Raw genomic sequence first — 19,409 nt, forward strand, 5'->3', positions numbered from 1 at the left:
TTCTCCTGTATGTGAAGGAATAGCATACACCGTCCTAACATACGCTGATAAAAACAGCGGATGGGAGTGTGCTTCTATGATTATTCATTGCATTCCATTTACACTGAAAAGAATTGCTATAACCGACATACGGATCGTATCTGAAGATGAGTCTGTACCAAATGTGCAGGGGGAATCAGGTTTTTTACAAGTAGAGGGTCCGGATAAGGACGGCAGCTACGTATTGCTTACAGGATACAATCACTTCTACAGCCTGCAGCACAGGAGGGAGAAGAGTGTACTGTGCAAGGTTAGGACACTTGTCAGTTCGCATGAATATACGATTATTAAGCGAAAGCATGATGATAAAGAAACGATGATCGGTGTCCTTCTTCCTTACTATGAAGCAGACCAGATCGCAGCCTGGACACATATACCGCTTCATGTAGTGAAGAAATATGAGAAAATGCTGGCACCGACCTTATCTCGTGGGAGAGCAGAGAAAAATGAATTGCGCATGATCCTAGATATTCCGTATATTGGCCTCTCTTTCAAAAGGATGCTATTGCATAACTACGTACGGAAGAATAGGAAAGCCTATGACGTAAAGTTTTTACGGAAATAGAGAGACGCCGGGTAAAAATCCGGCGTCTCTCTTGTTATAGTGTATACTTTTTAATCTGCCGATAAATGGTGCTAAGCGATATGCCTAATAATTCAGCAGCCTCTCTAGCGTTACCATTTGTCTTCTCCAGTGCCTTAATCAGGGATGCGCGCTTCAACTGTTCTTTGTATGAGAGCTGACTTGGTTTGCTTGTATTCTGTTGTTGTATACAGCATTGCTGTAGCATCGAGGAGGGAAGGTGATCTACGGAGAGTATGTCCCCTTCTGAAAGCACACGCAGCCTCTCAAGTATATTGAATAATTCACGTATATTCCCGGGCCATGTATAGCTTAAGAAATACTTCATAATCGAATCAGGAATCTCTATCTGCCACTCATGCTTTTCACAGAAATGAGCGATTAGATACGGGATATCCTCTTTCCGTTCATGTAAGGATGGTGCTTTAATTGAGAAGACATGCAGCCGGTAAAATAAATCCTCACGGAATACCCCTGCTTCTACTAGATCATGTACATTTTTATGTGTAGCTGTAATGATGCGCACATCAATTGCATGCGGAATATGCCCGCCAATCGGTGTGATCTCCCGCTCTTGGATAACGCGCAGCAGAGCGACCTGCATGGACAGCGGCATGTCGCCAATTTCGTCTAGAAAGATGGTTCCACCGTCAGCTTGTACGAATTTTCCTTTATGTCCGCCCTTTTTTGCTCCCGTGAATGCCCCTGCTTCATAACCGAATAACTCGCTTTCCATTAATTCTTTCGGAATCGCTCCGCAGTTAATGGCAACAAAGGGCTTCTTTTTTCTTGGACTGTTTAGATGAATGGATTTTGCAATTAACTCTTTACCTGTACCGCTTTCGCCATGAATAAACACGGTAATATCTGATTGTGCAAGCTTTTGGATTTGCTCTATTGTTTTTTGAAAGGCTCCACTAATTCCGCGCTCACCAACAAATAGCGGAGAAGGCGGCTCTTTATATGGAACAGGAAATACCGGGTCGCTAGTTTTATGAAGCACCTCGATTTTATAGCCCATTTTCTGCCCATGTAAAAGAATCGGATGGCGGCTGTGTTCAACAATAGACAAGTCCGCAACGTCCATCATATGCATGTGGAAATTTACATGCTCTTTCATTCTGGGCATAAGAGATTTACTTGACGTGACAAAGTATCCGTCGTTATCAAAAATAAGGAAATCTTTATCTGCGTCGTTCTCTTTTCTATGCAGGTAGGTCTCAAGTAGATTAAGGCGGTGTTGTTGCTGCTGTAACTTCCATTTATGTTCGATGCTGCATGCTACAGAGAAGACGGCACTTAAGATATCAAGATCATCATGAACCTTCATTGTCGATACATCAATGATGCCTATAATTTCATTGCGGTCGTTGCGGATGGGAGCTGAGAAGCAGGACCAGCGATGACTTGCTTTAGAGTAATGTTCAAAGCCGATAATTTGCATCGGCTCTTTCGTAGCCAGAGCTGTACCAATCGCATTCGTTCCTACCTGGCTCTCGACCATTCAATTCCTTCTACGAGATTCATTGTCTTGGCCAGCTCCTGGATTTCTCGTTCGCCTTGTATATGCAAAACATAACCTTTAGGATCAATGAAAAGGATCAATACCCCTACATCTGTAAGCCATTTCTCTAGCATATGGAAATAAGGTGCAGCCAAATCAAGGATCGGTTTGTAATGAGCTCGTCTGTTTTTCAATTCACTTTCATCAAGAATATGAACAGCTTTCTCCAGATAAGGATTTACGTCATATTGCTTAGAGCGGTACCAAGATTCCATAATTCTTTTTGATAGTCTTGTAGGGTCTAATACGCCCTCTCTAACGAACTTTTTCCACGAAGTTTCCAACATCGTAATCGTCCTCCTGGAAATCGCTAATTAATTTCAGATTTTACTGAATATTTCTATTATATATCATTTTTTCTCATTTTTATAGCAAATCCTATGGCATTATGTGCCGCATGGCAACAAAATTGAACATAAGACAGTCGTATGATCAAAAAAATGCAGATGTAATAAGTCAATGCGAAGGAAAAAACCTAATAATTGTTGGCATACTCTTTGCTTTTTTCTGAGAGTGATGGATTCTCTAGAACAAGAAAGGGGAGTATGAATGATGAAAATAGGATTATTCTTAATGCCATCGCATCCGCCGGAGAGAAGCTTGTATGATGCCACACAATGGGATTTAGAGATGATTAAATATGCCGATGAATTAGGGTATAGTGAAGCTTGGATTGGTGAGCACTTCACTTCGGATTGGGAACCTATTCCAGCCCCAGACTTAATGATTGCTCAAGCCTTGCTTCAAACTAAGAACATCAAGCTAGCTCCAGGCGCACATTTATTGCCGTATCATCATCCTGCCGAGCTTGCTCATCGTATTGCTTATCTTGATCACGTAGCGCAGGGCAGGCTGATGTTTGGGATTGGGTCAAGCGGGCTGCCAAGCGATTGGGCTTTATTTAATGTGGATGGATTTGCGGGAGAAAACCGAAAAATGACATCCGAAGCACTTGAAATTATTCTGAAGCTTTGGACGGAAAAGGAGCGGTTTGAATATAAGGGAAATTACTGGAACGTCAATAAAACAGATACGATGTTTAACCTGCTAGGTCCGCATATTCTTCCATATCAGCAGCCATATCCGCCTATCGGCATTGCCGGACTTAGCCCAGGTTCAGAGACGCTAAAAATGGCAGGGGAATATGGGTTTATCCCACTAAGTCTCGGTGCAAATAATGAATATATAGCAAGCCACTGGGATTCCATTCTTGAAGGGGCGAGGCGCAGTGGAAAAACACCAAATCGTCAAGAATGGAGAATTACACGAGATGTTTTTGTAGCTGATACGGATGAGGAGGCTTATGAATGGTCGTTGGGTTCGATGATGGGACGACAGCATCGGGAGTATTGGTTGCCGTTATTCGGCAGTTTTCGCATGATGTCAGTGTTTAAGCATCGAGAAGATGTACCTGATGAAGAGGTAAGTGCAGAATATATGGCCGAGAACAGTTGGATTATCGGCTCGCCGGATACAGTGGCTCGAAAGCTAGATGAGCTTTCTGAAACGGTTGGTGGATTTGGAACACTGCTTGTAACAGCGTATGATTATGCGGATTATCCAGAGCCATGGAAAAAATCTATGCGCCTGCTAAAAGAAGAGGTTTTACCACGAATGAAAAATAACGATCAGATCCTTCAGCCATAACATTACAAGACCTCCCCTTTTGTTGTATGGAGTATAAAGCCCCAGGATAGAGTAGGCTTTTACTAACAACGAAAGGGGTTTTTTTATAAGTGAAGCAAGAAATGTAGGATAATAGGTGCAAATTTATTGTTGACAAAATAATAAAGGTTCAGTATATTTTGTGTATCATTATCTGGCATGCCAGATGCCACATACCACATACCAGATAGAAAATTAGGAGAGTGCTATGCCGTTTTCAAAAATAGAACAACCGCAGTCTTTTAAGCAGCATGCATATGAAAAAATTAAGAATGCGATTATTGATCATCAGATTTTACCTGGAGAGCCGTTGTTTGAACGTAATTTGAGTGAAAGTCTGGGGATTAGCCGGACGCCGATTAGAGAGGCCATTCAATTGCTAGAGCTTGAAGGGTGGGTGCAATCGATTCCAAGAAAAGGGACATTCGTTTGCAATATTTCAAGACAAGATGTAGAAGAAGTGCTTCAGCTGCGCAAAGCGAATGAAGCTCTGGTGATGGAGTTGCTGATTCCTACAATTACAGAAGAAAAGATGGAGGATATTGACCGTATCTATGGCCATCAATCTGTGGAGAAAGAAAACAATCAGCGGTTCATTTCCATAGATAAGGACTTCCATATTTATCTTGCTGAGCTTAGCGGAAATCGCCGTCTGGCGCAATATATGCAGACATTAAGCGATCAGATGCGCTGGTTTGGTATTCAAGCACTCAATCTACCAGATCGGGCAGAACAGACACTTCACGAGCATGCGGTAATTATTGAAGGGATTAAAAACCGGGATGTTGAGCAAGCCAAGCAAGCAGTCATCGAGCATATTGACCGCACACGTGAAGCCGTTCTTTCCGTACTTCATACAATCAAGGAGGCAGACAGATGAGGTCATTAGCAATCACGATTGAAACAGCCGAAGAAAGGAGTCGAGACAAAGAGGTTGCCATCAAAAAAGTACTGGTCGTCGGCTATGGAGGCCGAGACATCGAGAAAGTAAAGGAACATATTGAAGAATTAGCCGAGATTGGAGTAAAGCCTCCTCAGACCATCCCTGCCATTTATCCGATGGAGCTTGCTGTTCTAAATACGGATGCATCCATTGCAGTAAGCGGGAAGCAAACATCAGGAGAAGCAGAATATGTACTGCTGCATGATGGGAGCGAATGGTTGGTTACATTAGGGAGTGACCACACAGATCGCAAGCTTGAGGCAGAAGATATTCAGAAGTCTAAGGAAGCGTGCCCGAAGCCTGTTGCCCTGCACTTTTGGCGGCTTTCCGATATAGAGAAGCATTGGGATCAACTGCTGCTTCGTTCATGGATGACCGATGAAGCCGGACGTCGTTTATATCAAGAGCATGATCTAACAGCCCTGCTGCCAGTACCAGAACTTTTGCAGAAACTACACGACTTAGGCTATCAGGATCTAGAGCATACCATGATTTTCTCAGGCACGGTTCCTACCTTAGAAGGGTTTGCATATGGCAGTAGGTTTGAAATGGAACTAGAAGACCCTGTGCTTGGACGAGCTATTAAAGCTGAATACAACATTGAAATAGAAGAGGTGAGTCGGGCATGAAAGTTTCACTCATTCAGATGGACGTAAAAATCGGTGAACCGGATTATAATTTTGAGCAAGCCCAGAAGTTAGTGGAGCAGGCAGCAAAAGAAAAGCCGGATCTTATTATTCTTCCTGAGATGTGGAACAGTGGGTATGCGTTAGAGAAGGCGCAGGAAGTGGCCGATAAGGATGGGAGGCGTACACGAGAGCTTTTCTCGGCTCTGGCAAAAAAACATACAGCCGCAATCGTGGCTGGAAGCGTTTTATATGAAGATACGACGAGTGGAAATATCACCAATACGATGCTTGTTTTCGATAAGCAGGGACAAGAAATCATGCGCTATGATAAGCTTCATCTTTTCCGATTGATGGATGAGCATCTATATCTACATGCAGGTGACTCATTCGGCGTGTTTGAGCTTGAGGGTGTAGTGATCGGTGCGATGATCTGTTATGATTTGCGATTCCCGCAGCTTTCCCGCCAACTGGTTCAGCGAGGTGCAAGTCTATTGATCAATGTAGCACAATGGCCTACGCCGCGTGTGGATCATTGGAAAACGCTACTGGCTGCGCGCGCCATTGAAAATCAATCCTATATGATTGCAGTTAATCGCTGTGGGAAAAGTCGTGATACTCAATTCCCGGGAAGCTCTATGGTTTTTGGGCCGTGGGGAGAGGCGCTGCTTGCCGGTGATGATAGGGAACAAATCTATCACATTGATATTGATATAGATAAAGTCGCTGAGACGAGAGGGAAAATCCCGGTGTTTGATGACCAACGCTTTGATATGTATTCCAAATAAACATATACATATGTAATTTAAATTTATAATAAGGGGAAAAAGACATGATGAAAAAACGGATTTTTGCAGGTGTAGCCAGTGCTGTGCTTGCGATGGGAACATTAATCGGATGCTCTTCTAGTGATTCTGCAGGCTCTAAAGAAGGAGGAGCAGCAGGCAACAGCGAGGTTACCATTAAACTCGCACATACAGGGTCTGAAGACCATCAATACCACATCGGTGCCGAAATCTTCAAAAAAGAAGTAGAAGCGGCGAGCAACAACCAAGTAAAAGTAAAGATTTATCCGAACGCTCAGCTTGGAAGTGAAAAGGATGCGGTAGAGGGTATTGCAAACGGTACGATTGATATGTCGGTTGTAGCCGCTGATAGCTCGCTTGCGAACCTCGTGCCTGAAATGAATGTTTTCGGTATTCCATTTTTGTTTAAGGATCAAGCGCACGTATATAACACGCTTGATGGAGACATTGGAAAAGAATTGTTAAAGAAAATGGATGAGAAAAACATGAAGGGTCTTGGTTACTGGGAGATCGGCTTCCGTAACATGACCAACAAAAGTAAACCAATCAATACTCCAGCCGATATGAGCGGATTAAAAATTCGTGTACAGCCTGCACCTGTATGGGAGCAGTTTATGAAATCATTAGGTGCAAACCCGACACCGGTACCATTTAATGAACTGTACAGTGCTCTAGAACAAGGGGTTGTAGACGGACAAGAGAATCCGATTGCTACCATCATGTCCATGAAGTTCTATGAAGTACAAAAGCAAGTAGCCATGACCAAGCACACATACTCACCGGGAGCAGTCCTGATGAGCAACAAAAAATATAATTCTCTTTCCGATGAACAAAAGAAAGCGGTAGAAGCAGCCGTACAGAAGGCTTCACAAGAGCAGCGTAAAGTTCTGGGAGAGAAAGAAGAGAAATCAATCGAGGAACTGAAAGCGAAAGGCGTAAACATTACAGAACCTGATCGCGCCGCTTTTACAGAAACAACAAAAAATGTAGCCCAAGCCGTAGCTGATAAAGTACCACAAGAGTTAATTGAAAAAATTAAAGCGGCAGCAAAATAGTCTTCGATAAGGACTGCCGTACGGTAGTCCTTATTCTTTTACTAACAGAGGTGAAAACATGAAGGTTCTTAAGAATTGGCTTGAGATTGTGACAGGTATGTCTTTAGCGATCGTTGTACTGGCTACATTTGCCCAAGTTCTTCTTCGCTTTGTCTTTAAAATTCCGGCCCCATGGACAGAAGAAGTGTCCCGGATTGCATTTGCTTATATGATATTTCTTGGCTCTGCATTAGGCGTTAAATATAAGGCGCATTTGAGTGTGGATATATTGGCGGCATTTCCTGCTTCGGCACGAAAACCGATTGCTTCGATTGGACATGTGCTGGCAATTATCTTTGTATCCATTTTTACCTATTACGGGTGGGTTCATGCTACAAACTCATGGGAGCAGTTTACTCCTACGCTTGAAATCTCGCTCTTTTACCTTTATCTTGTCCTTCCGATTTCCGGTCTACTTATGCTGTACTACTTATGTAAAAACATGATTGAAGAGATGAAAAGCAAGGAAGAGGTGAAGGGCGCATGATGTGGTTAATCCTTCTTTTATTCGTCCTCTTCCTATTCCGGATTCCGATCGCTTATGGAATTGGAATCGTATCTTTTATCGGCTTAGCCATGAGCGGCACAGACTTTGTTGTCATTGCCCAAAAAACCTTCTCCGGTATCGATTCGTTTGCTTTAGTTGCGATTCCTTTGTTTGTTCTAGCGGGAGAACTAATGACGGTAGGCGGTATTTCTAAGCGTCTAATTGACTTTGCAAGTCTATTAGTTGGTCATCTCCCAGCAGGGCTAGGAATGGTTGCGGTAATGGCAGCGATGTTTTTCTCCGCGATTTCCGGCTCGGCGATTGCAGATGCGGCAGCGATTGGCGGTATTCTGATCCCGGCTATGATCGCACAAGGATATGACCGACGATTTACGTCTACCTTGATTGCATCAGCTTCGACGATTGGGCCTGTCATACCGCCTTCCATTCCGATGATCCTTTTCGGGGTAATGGCAAGCGTATCAATTGGTGATCTGTTCTTGGCGGGTGTAGCCCCAGGCATTTTAATGGGGATTGTCCTCATGATATATGTATATTACATAGGGAAAAAACATAATATTCGAGGCCGTGAAAAGGCCGCTTCAATGGGTGAGATTCTACATGGGCTTAAGGATGCCTTCTTGGCGCTCTTACTGCCAATCATCATTATCGGTGGGTTTAGAACAGGGGTTTTTACTGCTACTGAATCCGGTGTTATTGCAGTTGTATACGCTTTACTAATCGGGACTGTTGTGTATCGTGAGCTTAATATCAAAATCCTGCCGAAGGTATTGCTAGATACGGCGATTAGTTCGGCGACAATCCTTTTTGTTATCGCAAACGCCACGCTCTTTACGTGGTTGCTAGCGTTCCACGATATTCCTGGTCAGCTAGGCGAGATGATCTTAGGTATTTCTGATCAGCCGTGGGTATTGCTGTTAGTTATTAATATTGTTCTATTAATTGCCGGTACATTTATCGATACGATCAGTGCGCTGACGATCTTTACGCCGCTCTTCCTTCCTCTCATTCTAGCAGCGGGAATTGATCCGGTACACTTTGGTATTATCATGATTATTAACCTGACAATCGGTATGATTACGCCACCGCTTGGGGTATGCTTATTTGTCACATCGTCCATTGCCAAAGTAAATCTGGCACAGATGGTTCGTCCGTTAATGCCGCAGCTTCTATTGCTTTTGGCAGTACTCGCTTTGGTTACATACTGGCCTGAATTTTCACTATTCCTACCTAACCTATTCGGTGCCAACTCGTAGTCAACTTCAGGATAGAAACGGGAAATCTGTAAGTTTTTTGACGATCTTTCTTTTGCACCTTTGTTTGTACATAAACTTTGTTCAATTCCTTGCATCATCCCGTGTACAAAAATTTGTTGTGTTAAAGAGGGAAAGAGTATGGATGATCAGCTTTACCAGATTGATCGGAGAATAGAGATGCTTCGGCGAAAAATGAACGAATTAGCAAAAGAGAAACAGCTTACCGATCCCGAGGTTCTTTCGATAAGCGGTTTGCTAGATCAGGTTTTACTTGAGTATTATCACAAAAAAAGTCAGCATGTTATGAAGTGTAGTCTGTAATTACAACGTAGTAAAGGGTCGTATAGACAGGTTCTATACGACCCTTCTTAAAGGAAGATAGCATCATTACCGGATGGAAAAAGAAGAAAAAGGGTGCAAATATGAAGCTTACCATTCAAAGAAAATTGCTGATTGTATTTATTGTTTTAGCTGTTTTAGGAGCTGGCATTGTAGGTTTATCATATAATGTAGCGAATCAGGTGAAGAAAACATACTCGAGTTTACTGAATGTACAAGCCGAGATTCGGTTTAACGCAAAAAGTATTGAAGCGAGTATGTCACAGCAAAATAGCGATCTTCGCGGTTACCTTCTCACACAGGATAAAGAATTTATCACATCATTGCAGCAAGCCAATCAGAATATGAATCAACTGATTGATCGTACCTTACCGTTGCTTACAACCGAGAAAGAAAAGCAAGCACTTATGGAAATAAAGGAATTTAGCGTTCCTTACAAAAAAAACGTAGATTCTGTGGTGCAGCTAACAGCAAGCCGCTTCGATCTGGCTAAAAAAACAGCGGCAGTAACGGTCATTCCGCTCGGAAAAGAGATGGGTGAAAAAGCCGTAGAGCTAGCACAAAAACAAGAGAAGCGTATGCAGGAAGAACGAGAGAAGAGCGATAAGAGTATCGCTGTTGCTATGGGGACGACACTGGTTGTCAGCCTTGTCATTCTGGCGTTATTCCTTGCAATCGGCTTCTATATCGCAAGATCAATCTCCCGGCCAATTAAGCAAGTCAGTGAAGCGGTACAGGTTGTAGCGGGTGGGGATTTAACCCAGTCTGATATTAGGATAAAAAATAGAGATGAAGTGGGAGAACTAGCCGCTTCCTTTAATCAGATGAGTCATAGTTTACGCACGCTGATTGGAGAAGTGGGCGTCAGCGCGGAGCAGGTGGCCGCTTCTTCTGAGCAGCTAACAGCAAGTGCGGAAGAATCGACCCATACAACCACGCAGATTTCAACCGCGATTCAGGAAGTAGCCTTAGGCTCTGAAAATCAGCTGCACGGAACGGAAGGAAGTGCGGCTGCAATGGAAGAAGTAACGCATGGATTACAAAGAATTACAGAGTCGTCCCAACGAATTTCAGAAGCTTCTCTAGAGACAGCGAAGCTCGCAGAACAGGGAAACCACGCGATCCAACAAACCGTAGATCAAATGAATGAGATTCAGCACTCGGTTGATTATTCAGTAACCAAAGTAAGGCTTCTAAATGAGCGTTCTGTAGAAATTAAAAAGATTATCGACGTGATTACAGATATTTCATCACAAACGAACCTGCTTGCGCTAAATGCTGCCATTGAAGCAGCACGCGCAGGTGAACACGGAAAAGGATTTGCTGTTGTGGCAGATGAAGTGCGCAAACTAGCCGAACAATCCAATGCCTCAGCGGTTCAAATTGTTGAATTAATTACAGATATCGAAAGAAACTTAAATGAAACGATCGAGGCCATGGATTTGGTGAACCAGAATGTAGAAAAAGGTGTAAATGTTGCTGGTGAGTCCGGTCAAGCCTTTGAAAAAATCTTATACTCTGTAGAAGAAGTGACAAGTCAAGTACAGGAGGCGACCTCAATTTCGGAGCAGTTATCTGCGAATTCACAAGAGGTAAATGCTTCTGTTCAATCTATTGCAGCCATTGCCAAACAAGTCACATCAAACTCGCAAAGTGTGGCCTCTGCTTCAGAGGAACAATTAGCTTCAATGGAAGATGTTGCTTCCTCTGCTTCCTCACTATCGAAGATGGCGGAGGAGCTGCAGCAGACCATTCGCAAATTTAAAGTGTAAGTATGCTAGATGAAAGGGGCTTAACCCATACGTAATGGGAAGCCCCTTTTTGTTGTGCTTATCATCTGCAATGTTTGTCAAATATTCACGAAATATAACGAATATTGTATCTTTTCACAGTGGTTTGGTGGTAAAATTGACATAGGTCTATTTTCTTTATAAAGCTGGGGAGGGATGGATGATGAGGCTAACGATTCGTAGAAAACTTATTTTTGTTTCTTTATTACTGTTAACCGTACCCGCCTTACTTATTGGGGCTATTGGCTACAATGTGGCTAAGGATGGGCTGAATGAACGGGCGGAAATTGCTTTAAAAAATAATGTCAGAATGGCAATCAATATGATAGAAGTTGCAAATCAACAGGTGAAGAGCGGAAAGCTTTCTTTGACAGAGGCGCAGGAGATGGTCAAGCAACGTTTATTGGGAAAGAAGAATGCTGAAGGTAAAAGAGAGATTAATAAAGATATTGATCTGGGCAAGAATGGGTACTTCTTCATTTATGATGAAAAAGGTATTTCTGTTCTTCATCCTGAACTGGAAGGAAAGAATCTCTGGGATACGAAAGATCCGAATGGGCTATTGCTTGTTCAGGAATTCATTAAGCAGGGGAAGAATGGAGGGGGGTTTACATATTATCAGTGGTCTTTATTAAATAAGAGTAACGAATTTGCCCCGAAAATTGCGTATTCACAGATGGATGAGCATTGGGGCTGGATCATTCAAGCGGGTTCGTATATGAGCGATTATAATAGTCAAGCGGATAAAATCATTTATGTTCTCCTGCTTGTCACTGCCGTATCGCTTGTTGTGGGCATGATCGTCATCTTTTTCTTTGCCGGGCATATTTCAAATCCGCTAACTAAATTAAAAGAACAGGTGAAGCAAGTGGCTGACGGTGATTTGCGTATCGAACCACTACAGGTAGCAAATAAAGATGAAGTAGGAGAATTAACGGCGTGCTTTAATGAGATGACAGGTAATCTAAAGGAGGTAATCGGTCAAGTATCTATCGCTTCGCAGCAAGTAGCGGCTACATCAGAGGAACTGCTGGCAAGCGGGGAGCAAACAGGCTGTGCAACCGAGCAAATTTCTTTGTCGATTCAGCAAATTGCTGCTGATGCAGATAACCAATCGTCTCGGGCTGTTGAAGCCGTCCGCATCGTCTCTGATATTTCTTCCGGTCTTAAGAATGTCGCCTCTAACGTTCAATCGGTTGTTCACTCGTCTGCAACCGCTTCAAAAACAGCGAAAAGCGGAAATGAAGTCATTACAAAAGCTGTAGGACAAATGAAGCTGATTAGTGAGCAGACAGGCGATACGGAAGGTGTAGTTAAATTACTTGGCGAGAAATCAAGTGAAATTGATCAGATTATTTCTCTTATTACGAGCATTGCCCAGCAAACGAATCTGCTGGCGTTAAATGCGGCCATTGAGGCAGCACGTGCAGGAGAGCACGGGAAGGGATTCGCTGTTGTAGCGGATGAAGTACGGAAGCTGGCGGAGCAGTCAGGCAATGCCGCCGGGCAAATCTCTGGATTGATTAGTCAAATACAACACGAGATTATGAAAGCGATCGAAGCGATGGACAAAGGTTCAACTGCTGTTGATCAGGGAATTACAATGGTAAATCAGGCTGGAGAAGCGTTCCATGCCATTTTAGAAGCGGTTACGACTGTGTCAACGCAAGCGTATGATGTTGATGACGCCATCCAGCAAATAAACGAAAAAGCAAAGGATATGGTAGAAACAATTGAAGGAATTGCCGCTATATCCGAGCAAGGAGCGGGCTATTCAGAGAACGTTGCAGCTGCGGCCGAACAGCAGCACGCTACAATAGAAGAAGTGGCTTCGGCGGCAAATGTTCTGTCAAAAATGGCAATGGAACTTCAGGATAGCATTCATTCATTTAAGCTATAGTATACAAGCTATTCCTTCTTTTTTAGCCTATGCGAAAAGGAGGGAGTAGCTTTTTTATTTTACCGGATAATTATTTCTGAATTTTATAAAATTTAATTATGATTACAAAAGTAGGAGGGACGTTATGATAACAGAAGGTACACTGCTTTGGGAGCCGAGTGCTTTATATAAAGAACAAGCGCATATTACGGCGTTTATGAAGTGGTTGCGCGAACATAAGCATCTGGACTTTGCCGATTACCATACCTTATGGCAGTGGTCTGTCGATGATCTGACCGGTTTTTGGGAGGCGATCTGGGAATATTCTGCTATCGAAAGTACGCATCCGTACCGCTGTGTTCTTGAGGATAATAGGATGCCAGGTGCTCGCTGGTTTCCGGGCGCCCATGTTAATTATGCTCAGCACATATTGCGTCAAGCTCAGCCGGGTAAAGCAGCGATTTATCATCAATCTGAAATTCGCCCGCTCGATACGTTAACGTGGGATGAGCTGACCGAGAAGGTGCTTATTCTCGCAAATCAACTGCGGAAGATGGGTGTGAAGCCCGGGGATCGGGTGGCCGCCTACCTGCCAAGCGTTCCAGAAGCCGTTATTGCGATGCTTGCCTCCGCGAGCATTGGAGCCGTATGGTCAAATGGAATATTCACCGCGTCATGTGCCTGATCAAATCTATCAAATTCCTATGGTTCCCTATACGCTGACGGGTAAGAAAATGGAAGTACCGGTGCGTAGAATACTTATGGGAGTTCCTGAAAGTAAAGCTGCAAACCGCGATGCGATGGCGAATCCTCATTCGTTGGATTTCTTCATAGAATTTACGAAAAAAGTAAGCGAGAAGAACATAGCGACTTAATCCATATCAACTGTGTAAGAGTTTGTAAAACAAAAGGGGCTTGTCCATGAATAATGGGGCCCCTTTTTGCATGCCGACAGATTTGTATAAAGAATTATGTAAGTTCTTTGCCTTTGGTCTCCGGCAAAAAGAAAATCACAAGAACGGCCGCCAAGCCGAAGGCAACCGATGTAGCGCTAAATGCTGCCCCTAATCCCATCGTTGTTGCTAACGCACCGATGGTAAATGGAGCGGAGGCGGCTATCGCTCTGCCGAAATTATAGGCGAATCCTTGTCCTGTGGCCCTGATTTCTGTTGGGAATAATTCCGCTAATACGGCACCAAACCCGCTGAAATAGCCGGAGCCGAAGAATGCCACAACAGGTCCTAGAAGCAGTAGGCGAGTAGGGTCCTGAGAGAATCCGTACAATGGCACCATAATCGCTGCCATAACAAAGAAGATAATAAAAGTAATTTTACGACCGTATTTGTCTGCAAATATCCCAAAGCTTACATATCCTAACCAGGCACCCACCTGCATAATGACAATCCAACTTGTTTGTTTCATCAGGTTAAGGCCGGCACCACCTTGTTCTATTGGCGTGGCTAAATAAGTTGGAATCCAGGTAAAAAGCCCCCAGTAGCCAAACTGTGCGCAGATGCTGAGTGCAGAACCAAGGATTGTCCAGCGCAATACTTTTTTATCAAATAATTTTTTAAGAGAGCCTTTTTCTTTTTTAGAAGTTTTGTTTTGTTCTTTTTGTCTTTCTTTCCAAATGTCTGGTTCATCCGTTCCTTTTCTAATCCAAATTGCAATAAAAGCCGGAATAATGCCGACAAAGAAGACGCCACGCCATCCAAAGGTAGGGAGTACTAAACCGGCGATAACTGCAGCAAGTCCATAACCGATCGCCCATGAACCCTGAACAAATCCCATTGCTTTTCCACGGTGTTTAGCCGGCCATGTCTCTGTAATAAGAGCAGCTCCTGCCACCCATTCTCCTCCCATTCCAATACCGACTAACAGGCGCGCTACCGCTAGCTGTGTAACCGTTTGCGAAAAGCCGCAGAGTGCAGTAAATAAAGCAAACACAATCATACTAATCATTAACGAACGAGTTCTTCCGTATTTATCAGCGACCATTCCAAAAATAATTCCACCGAGAGCAGAGCTCAAGAGGGTAAGAGAGGCGAGAAGTCCACCGATGGATTTATCCATGTTTAAGTCTGCCATTACGTATACCAATACCATGGCGTACAGAGTAACATCCATGGCATCGAGCATCCAGCCGGTACTTGATGCTACAAGTGCCTTCCACTGCTTTGAATTAATTTCCCGATACCACGGGAGGTCTTTGTTTGTCCGGGGAACGTTTTTCTGAGCTTCCATCATCATTCACCTCTTCTTACAAGTATTGTAGCTACAGACGCAGTAATTCTTTCGGAACGTCGCAGGCCATCTTTTTAATTTCTTCTTCCTGCAATCCGTATTGTAAAAGTAATTCTATGAACCGTAGATATCCTTTTGTAGGGGATGGGTGGTTGGCTTGACCGAAGTCTGTCTGTAATATACAACGCTCAATGCCTATTTGTTTAATGCCGTACACAAGTTCCTCAGGTTCAATAGATTGCCAGTTAGGCATTAAGGTCAACATGGATTTTTCTACATAGGCACCCATTCGGACAAGCTCCATTTGCAGCGAGAGATCCATCTTATTTATTTTTAAATCAGGATGTGCAACAAGTATCCTTTCAAGGCCTCGTTCAACTGAAATTTTCACTAATTCCTTGGTTTCTTGTGGAGAGAGATGCCCTGTAGCGAGAACTGCATTCGAATCTTTGATTAGATCAATGATTTCATAAACAACAGGGAGAACGCTCCCATCCTCGGAAAATATCGTAATTCCCTTTTGAGGAAGGAGGCGTATGGTTGATTTTTGTTCTTTATAATCACTTTTTCCACCATAGTAGTCAAGATGATGTTTCGCAGAACCTGTCGGCATCCAAATGATCTTAGCCCCCTGTTGAATGGCCATATCTACTGCATAGGGGTTGAGTCCTCCTACGTATTCATTGAGAACTAAAGAACCGTATACTTCGATACCGGGTACAATCTTCGTAACCAACTGGGCTCTAGAAACGGTGGACTCTTCGTGTGCTTTAAGCACAATCGCCCGCATCCCCGCAGCACGGGCCTCTTCAGCGAGTTCAAAGTCATTGACAGAGCGCGGGAAAATACTTGGACTCGAATGTACGTGTATATCAATAGCATCTTGTAGAAAACTCACTTTTTCCGCTCCTCTCTATGTGTGTATTTAAAATTCTAGGGGAATAACTCTTCCTTTTTGCTCTCCATTATCAGGCAGGCTGATGGTCACGCTGGTTTGATACATCGGTTCGATATCACATCGCTTGTTCTGCCGTGTAATTCGTAACAATCCGTCGTGGCCAGAGACGACAATGTCAGCCCATTCTTTGATCATTTGAATGCTCTGTGTACTTTCTTTATCATTCCATGTCATCGCAGCCTGCTCATGAGTAAGTTCATATCTGTTTTTTACGGCATCAGAGGCAAGCACCCACTTCTCGCCATTGTACTCTACAAAGATCGAGTACAATCCTGGCGTGTGTCCGGGAGTGAGCCGCCAATTCAATCCTTCTACCGTTCCTTCTTTACCTGATAGTATGGATAAGCGGCCGCTTGCTTCTAAACTAGGGAGCATCTCAACAGGAACGGCTAAATCCCTTTTTCCATTTTGTTTGACATGTTCCAGTTCTTTTTCATGTAGATAGAAGCGAGCGTTTTCAAAAAGCGGGTAATTGACAGCGTGGTCAAAGTGAAAATGACTTAGAAAGATGGTTTGAATTTCAGTCCGATCGATGCCTAGCTGATCCAGTTTGGATAGTAAAGCATACCGTTCATTAAATCCGACGGTATCAAATAAAATAGCCTGGCCTGGATGAGGTCGAATAAGTATGCAGCTGCTCCATCCTAAAAAACCTCTGCTCGATTTTCCTGGAAAACCGTCGAATAAAATATCAATTTTCATTGTCTATTGCGTCGCCTCCTTATGTTGTTTTCCTTTCACTCATTTCGCCTTTCTATAAAAAGTATTATAATTTTGTAATACAAATTTTTCGAAAGGCTTGTTTTCAATCTGGTTTTCAGCATAAAATTATGAGTGAAAGTATGGATATTCAACAAAATAAAGGATACATCAACATATCTACCCTGTCTATATCCATTTTCAGATTTTTTAAAATTATATTTTGTAATACAAGTTGGGTTTTGTATAAAAAAGACAGATAGAAAATGATGAAAATGAAAGGTGAATATGGAAAAGAAAGAAAAGATTTCACAGAAAATTTCGCGTGAACTACTTACTATGATAGAGGAAGGAAGGTTCCCGCCAGGCTCAAAGCTGCCTACCGAAATGGAGTTGGCCTCTCAATTTGGGGTGAGCCGGGTGCCGATACGTGAAGCGTTGAGTGTGCTGCGAGCGATGGGAGTGATCTCTTCCCAGCAGGGAGGCGGCAGTTATGTAGAGGACAGCGCGCCCTTTTCCCTGCTGCAGCATTTTCATATTCATAAAGCTAATGCAGACAATGTTAGGCACTTATTTGAAATGAGGCGGATGTTAGAGCCGGAAGCGGCGTATTTGGCTGCCCTGCGGCGAACACCGGAAGACCTCAAGCGGATCAGAGACGTGCTGAAATTGCTAGAGTCGGAGCTTATTTCTACAGACAAAACAGGCCTGGAAGCCGACGTTGAATTTCATCGTTCCATTATTCATGCCTCGCATAATCCGGTATTGATTCATACGATGGAGAATCTTTCATCGCTTTATAAAAATGCCCTATCCATTACGCTCAAGCAGAATCTTGGCCTGAAGCGAAAAAGGCAAATTGTCTATAAAGAGCATTATGATATTTTGTATGCGATTGAATCAGAAGAACCGGAGCTAGCAAAGGTACAGAGCACGATTCATTTAAAGAATGCGGAAAAGAAGCTATCTCTATGGTTCAATTCATAGCGGCTGTATGAGCGGAAAGGGAGGGACAAGATGAGGATAAATATAGAAGAAATTAAACAAATTGTAAAAAAAGGGAGAGTGCTAACGAATGAAAGCGACCGTATGAGCTACTCATTTGACGCTTCCTTTGGCACCTATGTACCGGATGTTGTCATTCAAACGAAAAGTATAGAGGAGTTAGCGGCGCTTGTTAAGCTGGCGAATCGTGAGAATATCCCAGTATATCCACGCGGTCAGTCTACCTCACTGAGCGGGGGACCGCTGCCGGTCAAAGGCGGCATGGTATTTGATCTCTCCGTCATGAATGATGTGCTGGAGATTGATGAAGAGGACCTTGTTGCGGTGGTATCTCCGGGCGTGTTGACGGCGGCGATTCATAAGGCAGCGGAAGAAAAAGGACTGCTCTATCCCCCTGATCCAAGCAGTTCCCACGTATCGACGATCGGCGGAAATATGGCTGAAAACTCCGGCGGTCCCCGTGGGTTGAAATATGGCGTGACCAAAGATTACGTGATTGGATTGGAGGTCATTACACCGGAAGGAGAGATCATTAAAACCGGAGGGCGTACGGTCAAAAATGTAACGGGATATGATCTAACCAAGCTGATCGTCGGATCGGAAGGTACGCTGGGCATCATCACAAAAGCCGTGCTGCGTCTTTTGCCTAAGCCTCCTGCCTCAGAGACGATGATGGTCGTCTTCGATGATCTGGTGGATGCTGGATCTGCGATTTCCAAAATTCTATCCTCCGGTATTTTGCCGTCCAAAATGGAATTGATGGATCAGGCCTCTATTGTAGCGGTGGAGAATTATGAGCCGCTCGGTCTGCCTGTGGATGCGGCAGCGATCATTCTGCTTGAGCTGGACGGTCATCCAGCTGCTTTGAAGGATGAAGTGGCTCAAGCAGCAGAGCTCTGCAAAGCCGTCGGAGCGCGAGATATTCGCATTCCACAAAATGCAGAGGAAAAGGCGGAAATATGGAAGGCGCGCAAGCTGGTATCCCCGGCGATTGTGCGTATCAAGCCGACAAAAATCTCGGAGGATGCCACCGTACCGCGCAGCAAAATTCCAGAGATGTGCGCGCGGCTGCAGGAGATTCGGGATCGGCATCAGGTTCACCTCGTCGTATTCGGCCATGCCGGGGACGGAAATCTTCATCCTAATATTATTTGTGATAAAAGCGATAAGGAAGAGATGCGGCGTGTGGAGCAGGCGGTGACCGAGATTTTTACAACGGCCGTGGAACTGGGCGGGACACTGTCCGGTGAACACGGTATCGGCACGATGAAAGCTCCGTTTATGGAGATGGAACTAGGAGCTGTAGGTTTGGACATGATGAAGCGCATCAAAGAGGCGTGGGATCCAAATAACATCATGAATCCGGGTAAAATTTTTCCGGAGCCCGGACAGAAATTGGAGTTGAGCTAAG

At 43.8% G+C, this 19,409-nt stretch carries 20 protein-coding genes; 15 read left to right on the top strand and 5 right to left on the bottom strand.

All coding sequences use genetic code 11. From position 1 onward, the window contains the following. Positions 1 to 76: 76 nt before the first annotated feature. Positions 77 to 604, top strand: a complete 528-nt coding sequence (locus tag AB3351_RS01920) for a hypothetical protein (protein WP_371145423.1) — start codon at positions 77 to 79, stop codon at positions 602 to 604. A gap of 34 nt (positions 605 to 638) precedes the next feature. Here AB3351_RS01920 and AB3351_RS01925 read toward each other — a convergent pair whose 3' ends face one another. Both AB3351_RS01925 and AB3351_RS01930 read right to left on the bottom strand, forming a co-directional pair. Continuing rightward, the gene (locus AB3351_RS01925; protein ID WP_371145424.1) at positions 639 to 2,126 is read right to left on the bottom strand and encodes a sigma-54-dependent Fis family transcriptional regulator; all 1,488 of its coding nucleotides are present in this window, start codon (positions 2,124 to 2,126) and stop codon (positions 639 to 641) included. Then, the gene (locus AB3351_RS01930; RefSeq protein WP_371145425.1) at positions 2,108 to 2,473 is read right to left on the bottom strand and encodes a hypothetical protein; all 366 of its coding nucleotides are present in this window, start codon (positions 2,471 to 2,473) and stop codon (positions 2,108 to 2,110) included. The genes AB3351_RS01925 and AB3351_RS01930 overlap by 19 nt, the downstream gene beginning before the upstream one ends. A 262-nt stretch (positions 2,474 to 2,735) precedes the next feature. Here AB3351_RS01930 and AB3351_RS01935 point away from each other — a divergent pair, with 262 nt between their 5' ends. The 12 genes from AB3351_RS01935 (at position 2,736) to AB3351_RS01990 (ending at position 13,967) form a co-directional block, all read left to right on the top strand. Then, positions 2,736 to 3,833, top strand: coding sequence for an LLM class flavin-dependent oxidoreductase (locus AB3351_RS01935; protein WP_371145426.1), 1,098 nt, complete (start codon positions 2,736 to 2,738; stop codon positions 3,831 to 3,833). Between the two features lie 226 nt (positions 3,834 to 4,059). Further along, positions 4,060 to 4,731 (top strand): GntR family transcriptional regulator, encoded by a 672-nt coding sequence (locus AB3351_RS01940; RefSeq protein ID WP_371145427.1) that lies wholly within the window; start codon positions 4,060 to 4,062, stop codon positions 4,729 to 4,731. After that, positions 4,728 to 5,423 (top strand): DUF2848 family protein, encoded by a 696-nt coding sequence (locus AB3351_RS01945; protein ID WP_371145428.1) that lies wholly within the window; start codon positions 4,728 to 4,730, stop codon positions 5,421 to 5,423. The genes AB3351_RS01940 and AB3351_RS01945 overlap by 4 nt, the downstream gene beginning before the upstream one ends. Continuing rightward, entirely contained in the window at positions 5,420 to 6,208 is a 789-nt protein-coding gene (locus tag AB3351_RS01950; RefSeq protein WP_371145429.1) for a carbon-nitrogen family hydrolase, read from the top strand. The genes AB3351_RS01945 and AB3351_RS01950 overlap by 4 nt, the downstream gene beginning before the upstream one ends. 44 nt (positions 6,209 to 6,252) lie before the next feature. Next, positions 6,253 to 7,281, top strand: coding sequence for a TRAP transporter substrate-binding protein (locus tag AB3351_RS01955; RefSeq protein WP_371145430.1), 1,029 nt, complete (start codon positions 6,253 to 6,255; stop codon positions 7,279 to 7,281). A 58-nt stretch (positions 7,282 to 7,339) separates the two neighbouring features. Continuing rightward, positions 7,340 to 7,807, top strand: a complete 468-nt coding sequence (locus AB3351_RS01960; protein WP_371145431.1) for a TRAP transporter small permease — start codon at positions 7,340 to 7,342, stop codon at positions 7,805 to 7,807. Then, the gene (locus tag AB3351_RS01965; RefSeq protein WP_371145432.1) at positions 7,804 to 9,084 is read left to right on the top strand and encodes a TRAP transporter large permease; all 1,281 of its coding nucleotides are present in this window, start codon (positions 7,804 to 7,806) and stop codon (positions 9,082 to 9,084) included. The genes AB3351_RS01960 and AB3351_RS01965 overlap by 4 nt, the downstream gene beginning before the upstream one ends. Positions 9,085 to 9,222: 138 nt before the next feature. Next, on the top strand, positions 9,223 to 9,405 hold the full coding sequence (locus AB3351_RS01970; RefSeq protein WP_371145433.1) for a Spo0E family sporulation regulatory protein-aspartic acid phosphatase: 183 nt from the start codon (positions 9,223 to 9,225) through the stop codon (positions 9,403 to 9,405). Between the two features lie 101 nt (positions 9,406 to 9,506). Then, positions 9,507 to 11,195, top strand: a complete 1,689-nt coding sequence (locus tag AB3351_RS01975) for a methyl-accepting chemotaxis protein (protein WP_371145434.1) — start codon at positions 9,507 to 9,509, stop codon at positions 11,193 to 11,195. Positions 11,196 to 11,373: 178 nt separating this feature from the next. Further along, positions 11,374 to 13,113 carry a methyl-accepting chemotaxis protein gene (locus tag AB3351_RS01980; protein ID WP_371145435.1) on the top strand — a complete coding sequence of 580 codons (1,740 nt, stop codon included), beginning with the start codon at positions 11,374 to 11,376 and terminating at the stop codon, positions 13,111 to 13,113. Positions 13,114 to 13,237: 124 nt separating this feature from the next. After that, positions 13,238 to 13,777 (top strand): AMP-binding protein, encoded by a 540-nt coding sequence (locus AB3351_RS01985; protein ID WP_371145436.1) that lies wholly within the window; start codon positions 13,238 to 13,240, stop codon positions 13,775 to 13,777. Next, positions 13,749 to 13,967, top strand: a complete 219-nt coding sequence (locus tag AB3351_RS01990) for a hypothetical protein (protein ID WP_371145437.1) — start codon at positions 13,749 to 13,751, stop codon at positions 13,965 to 13,967. Before AB3351_RS01985 ends, AB3351_RS01990 begins: the two co-directional genes overlap by 29 nt. A gap of 94 nt (positions 13,968 to 14,061) precedes the next feature. On the opposite strand, the gene AB3351_RS01995 is transcribed toward AB3351_RS01990, so the two are convergent. From AB3351_RS01995 to AB3351_RS02005, 3 genes are read right to left on the bottom strand one after another with little or no spacing between them, the layout of a single operon-like run. Then, the gene (locus tag AB3351_RS01995) at positions 14,062 to 15,342 is read right to left on the bottom strand and encodes an MFS transporter (protein ID WP_371145438.1); all 1,281 of its coding nucleotides are present in this window, start codon (positions 15,340 to 15,342) and stop codon (positions 14,062 to 14,064) included. Positions 15,343 to 15,367: 25 nt separating this feature from the next. Further along, the gene (locus AB3351_RS02000) at positions 15,368 to 16,234 is read right to left on the bottom strand and encodes a DUF6282 family protein (RefSeq protein ID WP_371145439.1); all 867 of its coding nucleotides are present in this window, start codon (positions 16,232 to 16,234) and stop codon (positions 15,368 to 15,370) included. 27 nt (positions 16,235 to 16,261) lie between these two features. Continuing rightward, entirely contained in the window at positions 16,262 to 16,996 is a 735-nt protein-coding gene (locus AB3351_RS02005; protein WP_371145440.1) for an MBL fold metallo-hydrolase, read from the bottom strand. A 285-nt stretch (positions 16,997 to 17,281) separates the two neighbouring features. On the opposite strand from AB3351_RS02005, the gene AB3351_RS02010 reads away from it, so the two are divergent. Further along, positions 17,282 to 17,980 carry a FadR/GntR family transcriptional regulator gene (locus AB3351_RS02010; RefSeq protein ID WP_371145441.1) on the top strand — a complete coding sequence of 233 codons (699 nt, stop codon included), beginning with the start codon at positions 17,282 to 17,284 and terminating at the stop codon, positions 17,978 to 17,980. A gap of 30 nt (positions 17,981 to 18,010) precedes the next feature. Beyond that, on the top strand, positions 18,011 to 19,408 hold the full coding sequence (locus AB3351_RS02015; RefSeq protein WP_371145442.1) for an FAD-binding oxidoreductase: 1,398 nt from the start codon (positions 18,011 to 18,013) through the stop codon (positions 19,406 to 19,408). The last annotated feature ends 1 nt before the right edge of the window (position 19,409 follow it).

Source organism: Aneurinibacillus sp. REN35 (assembly GCF_041379945.2).
In the GTDB taxonomy this organism is placed as follows: Bacteria; Bacillota; Bacilli; order Aneurinibacillales; family Aneurinibacillaceae; genus Aneurinibacillus.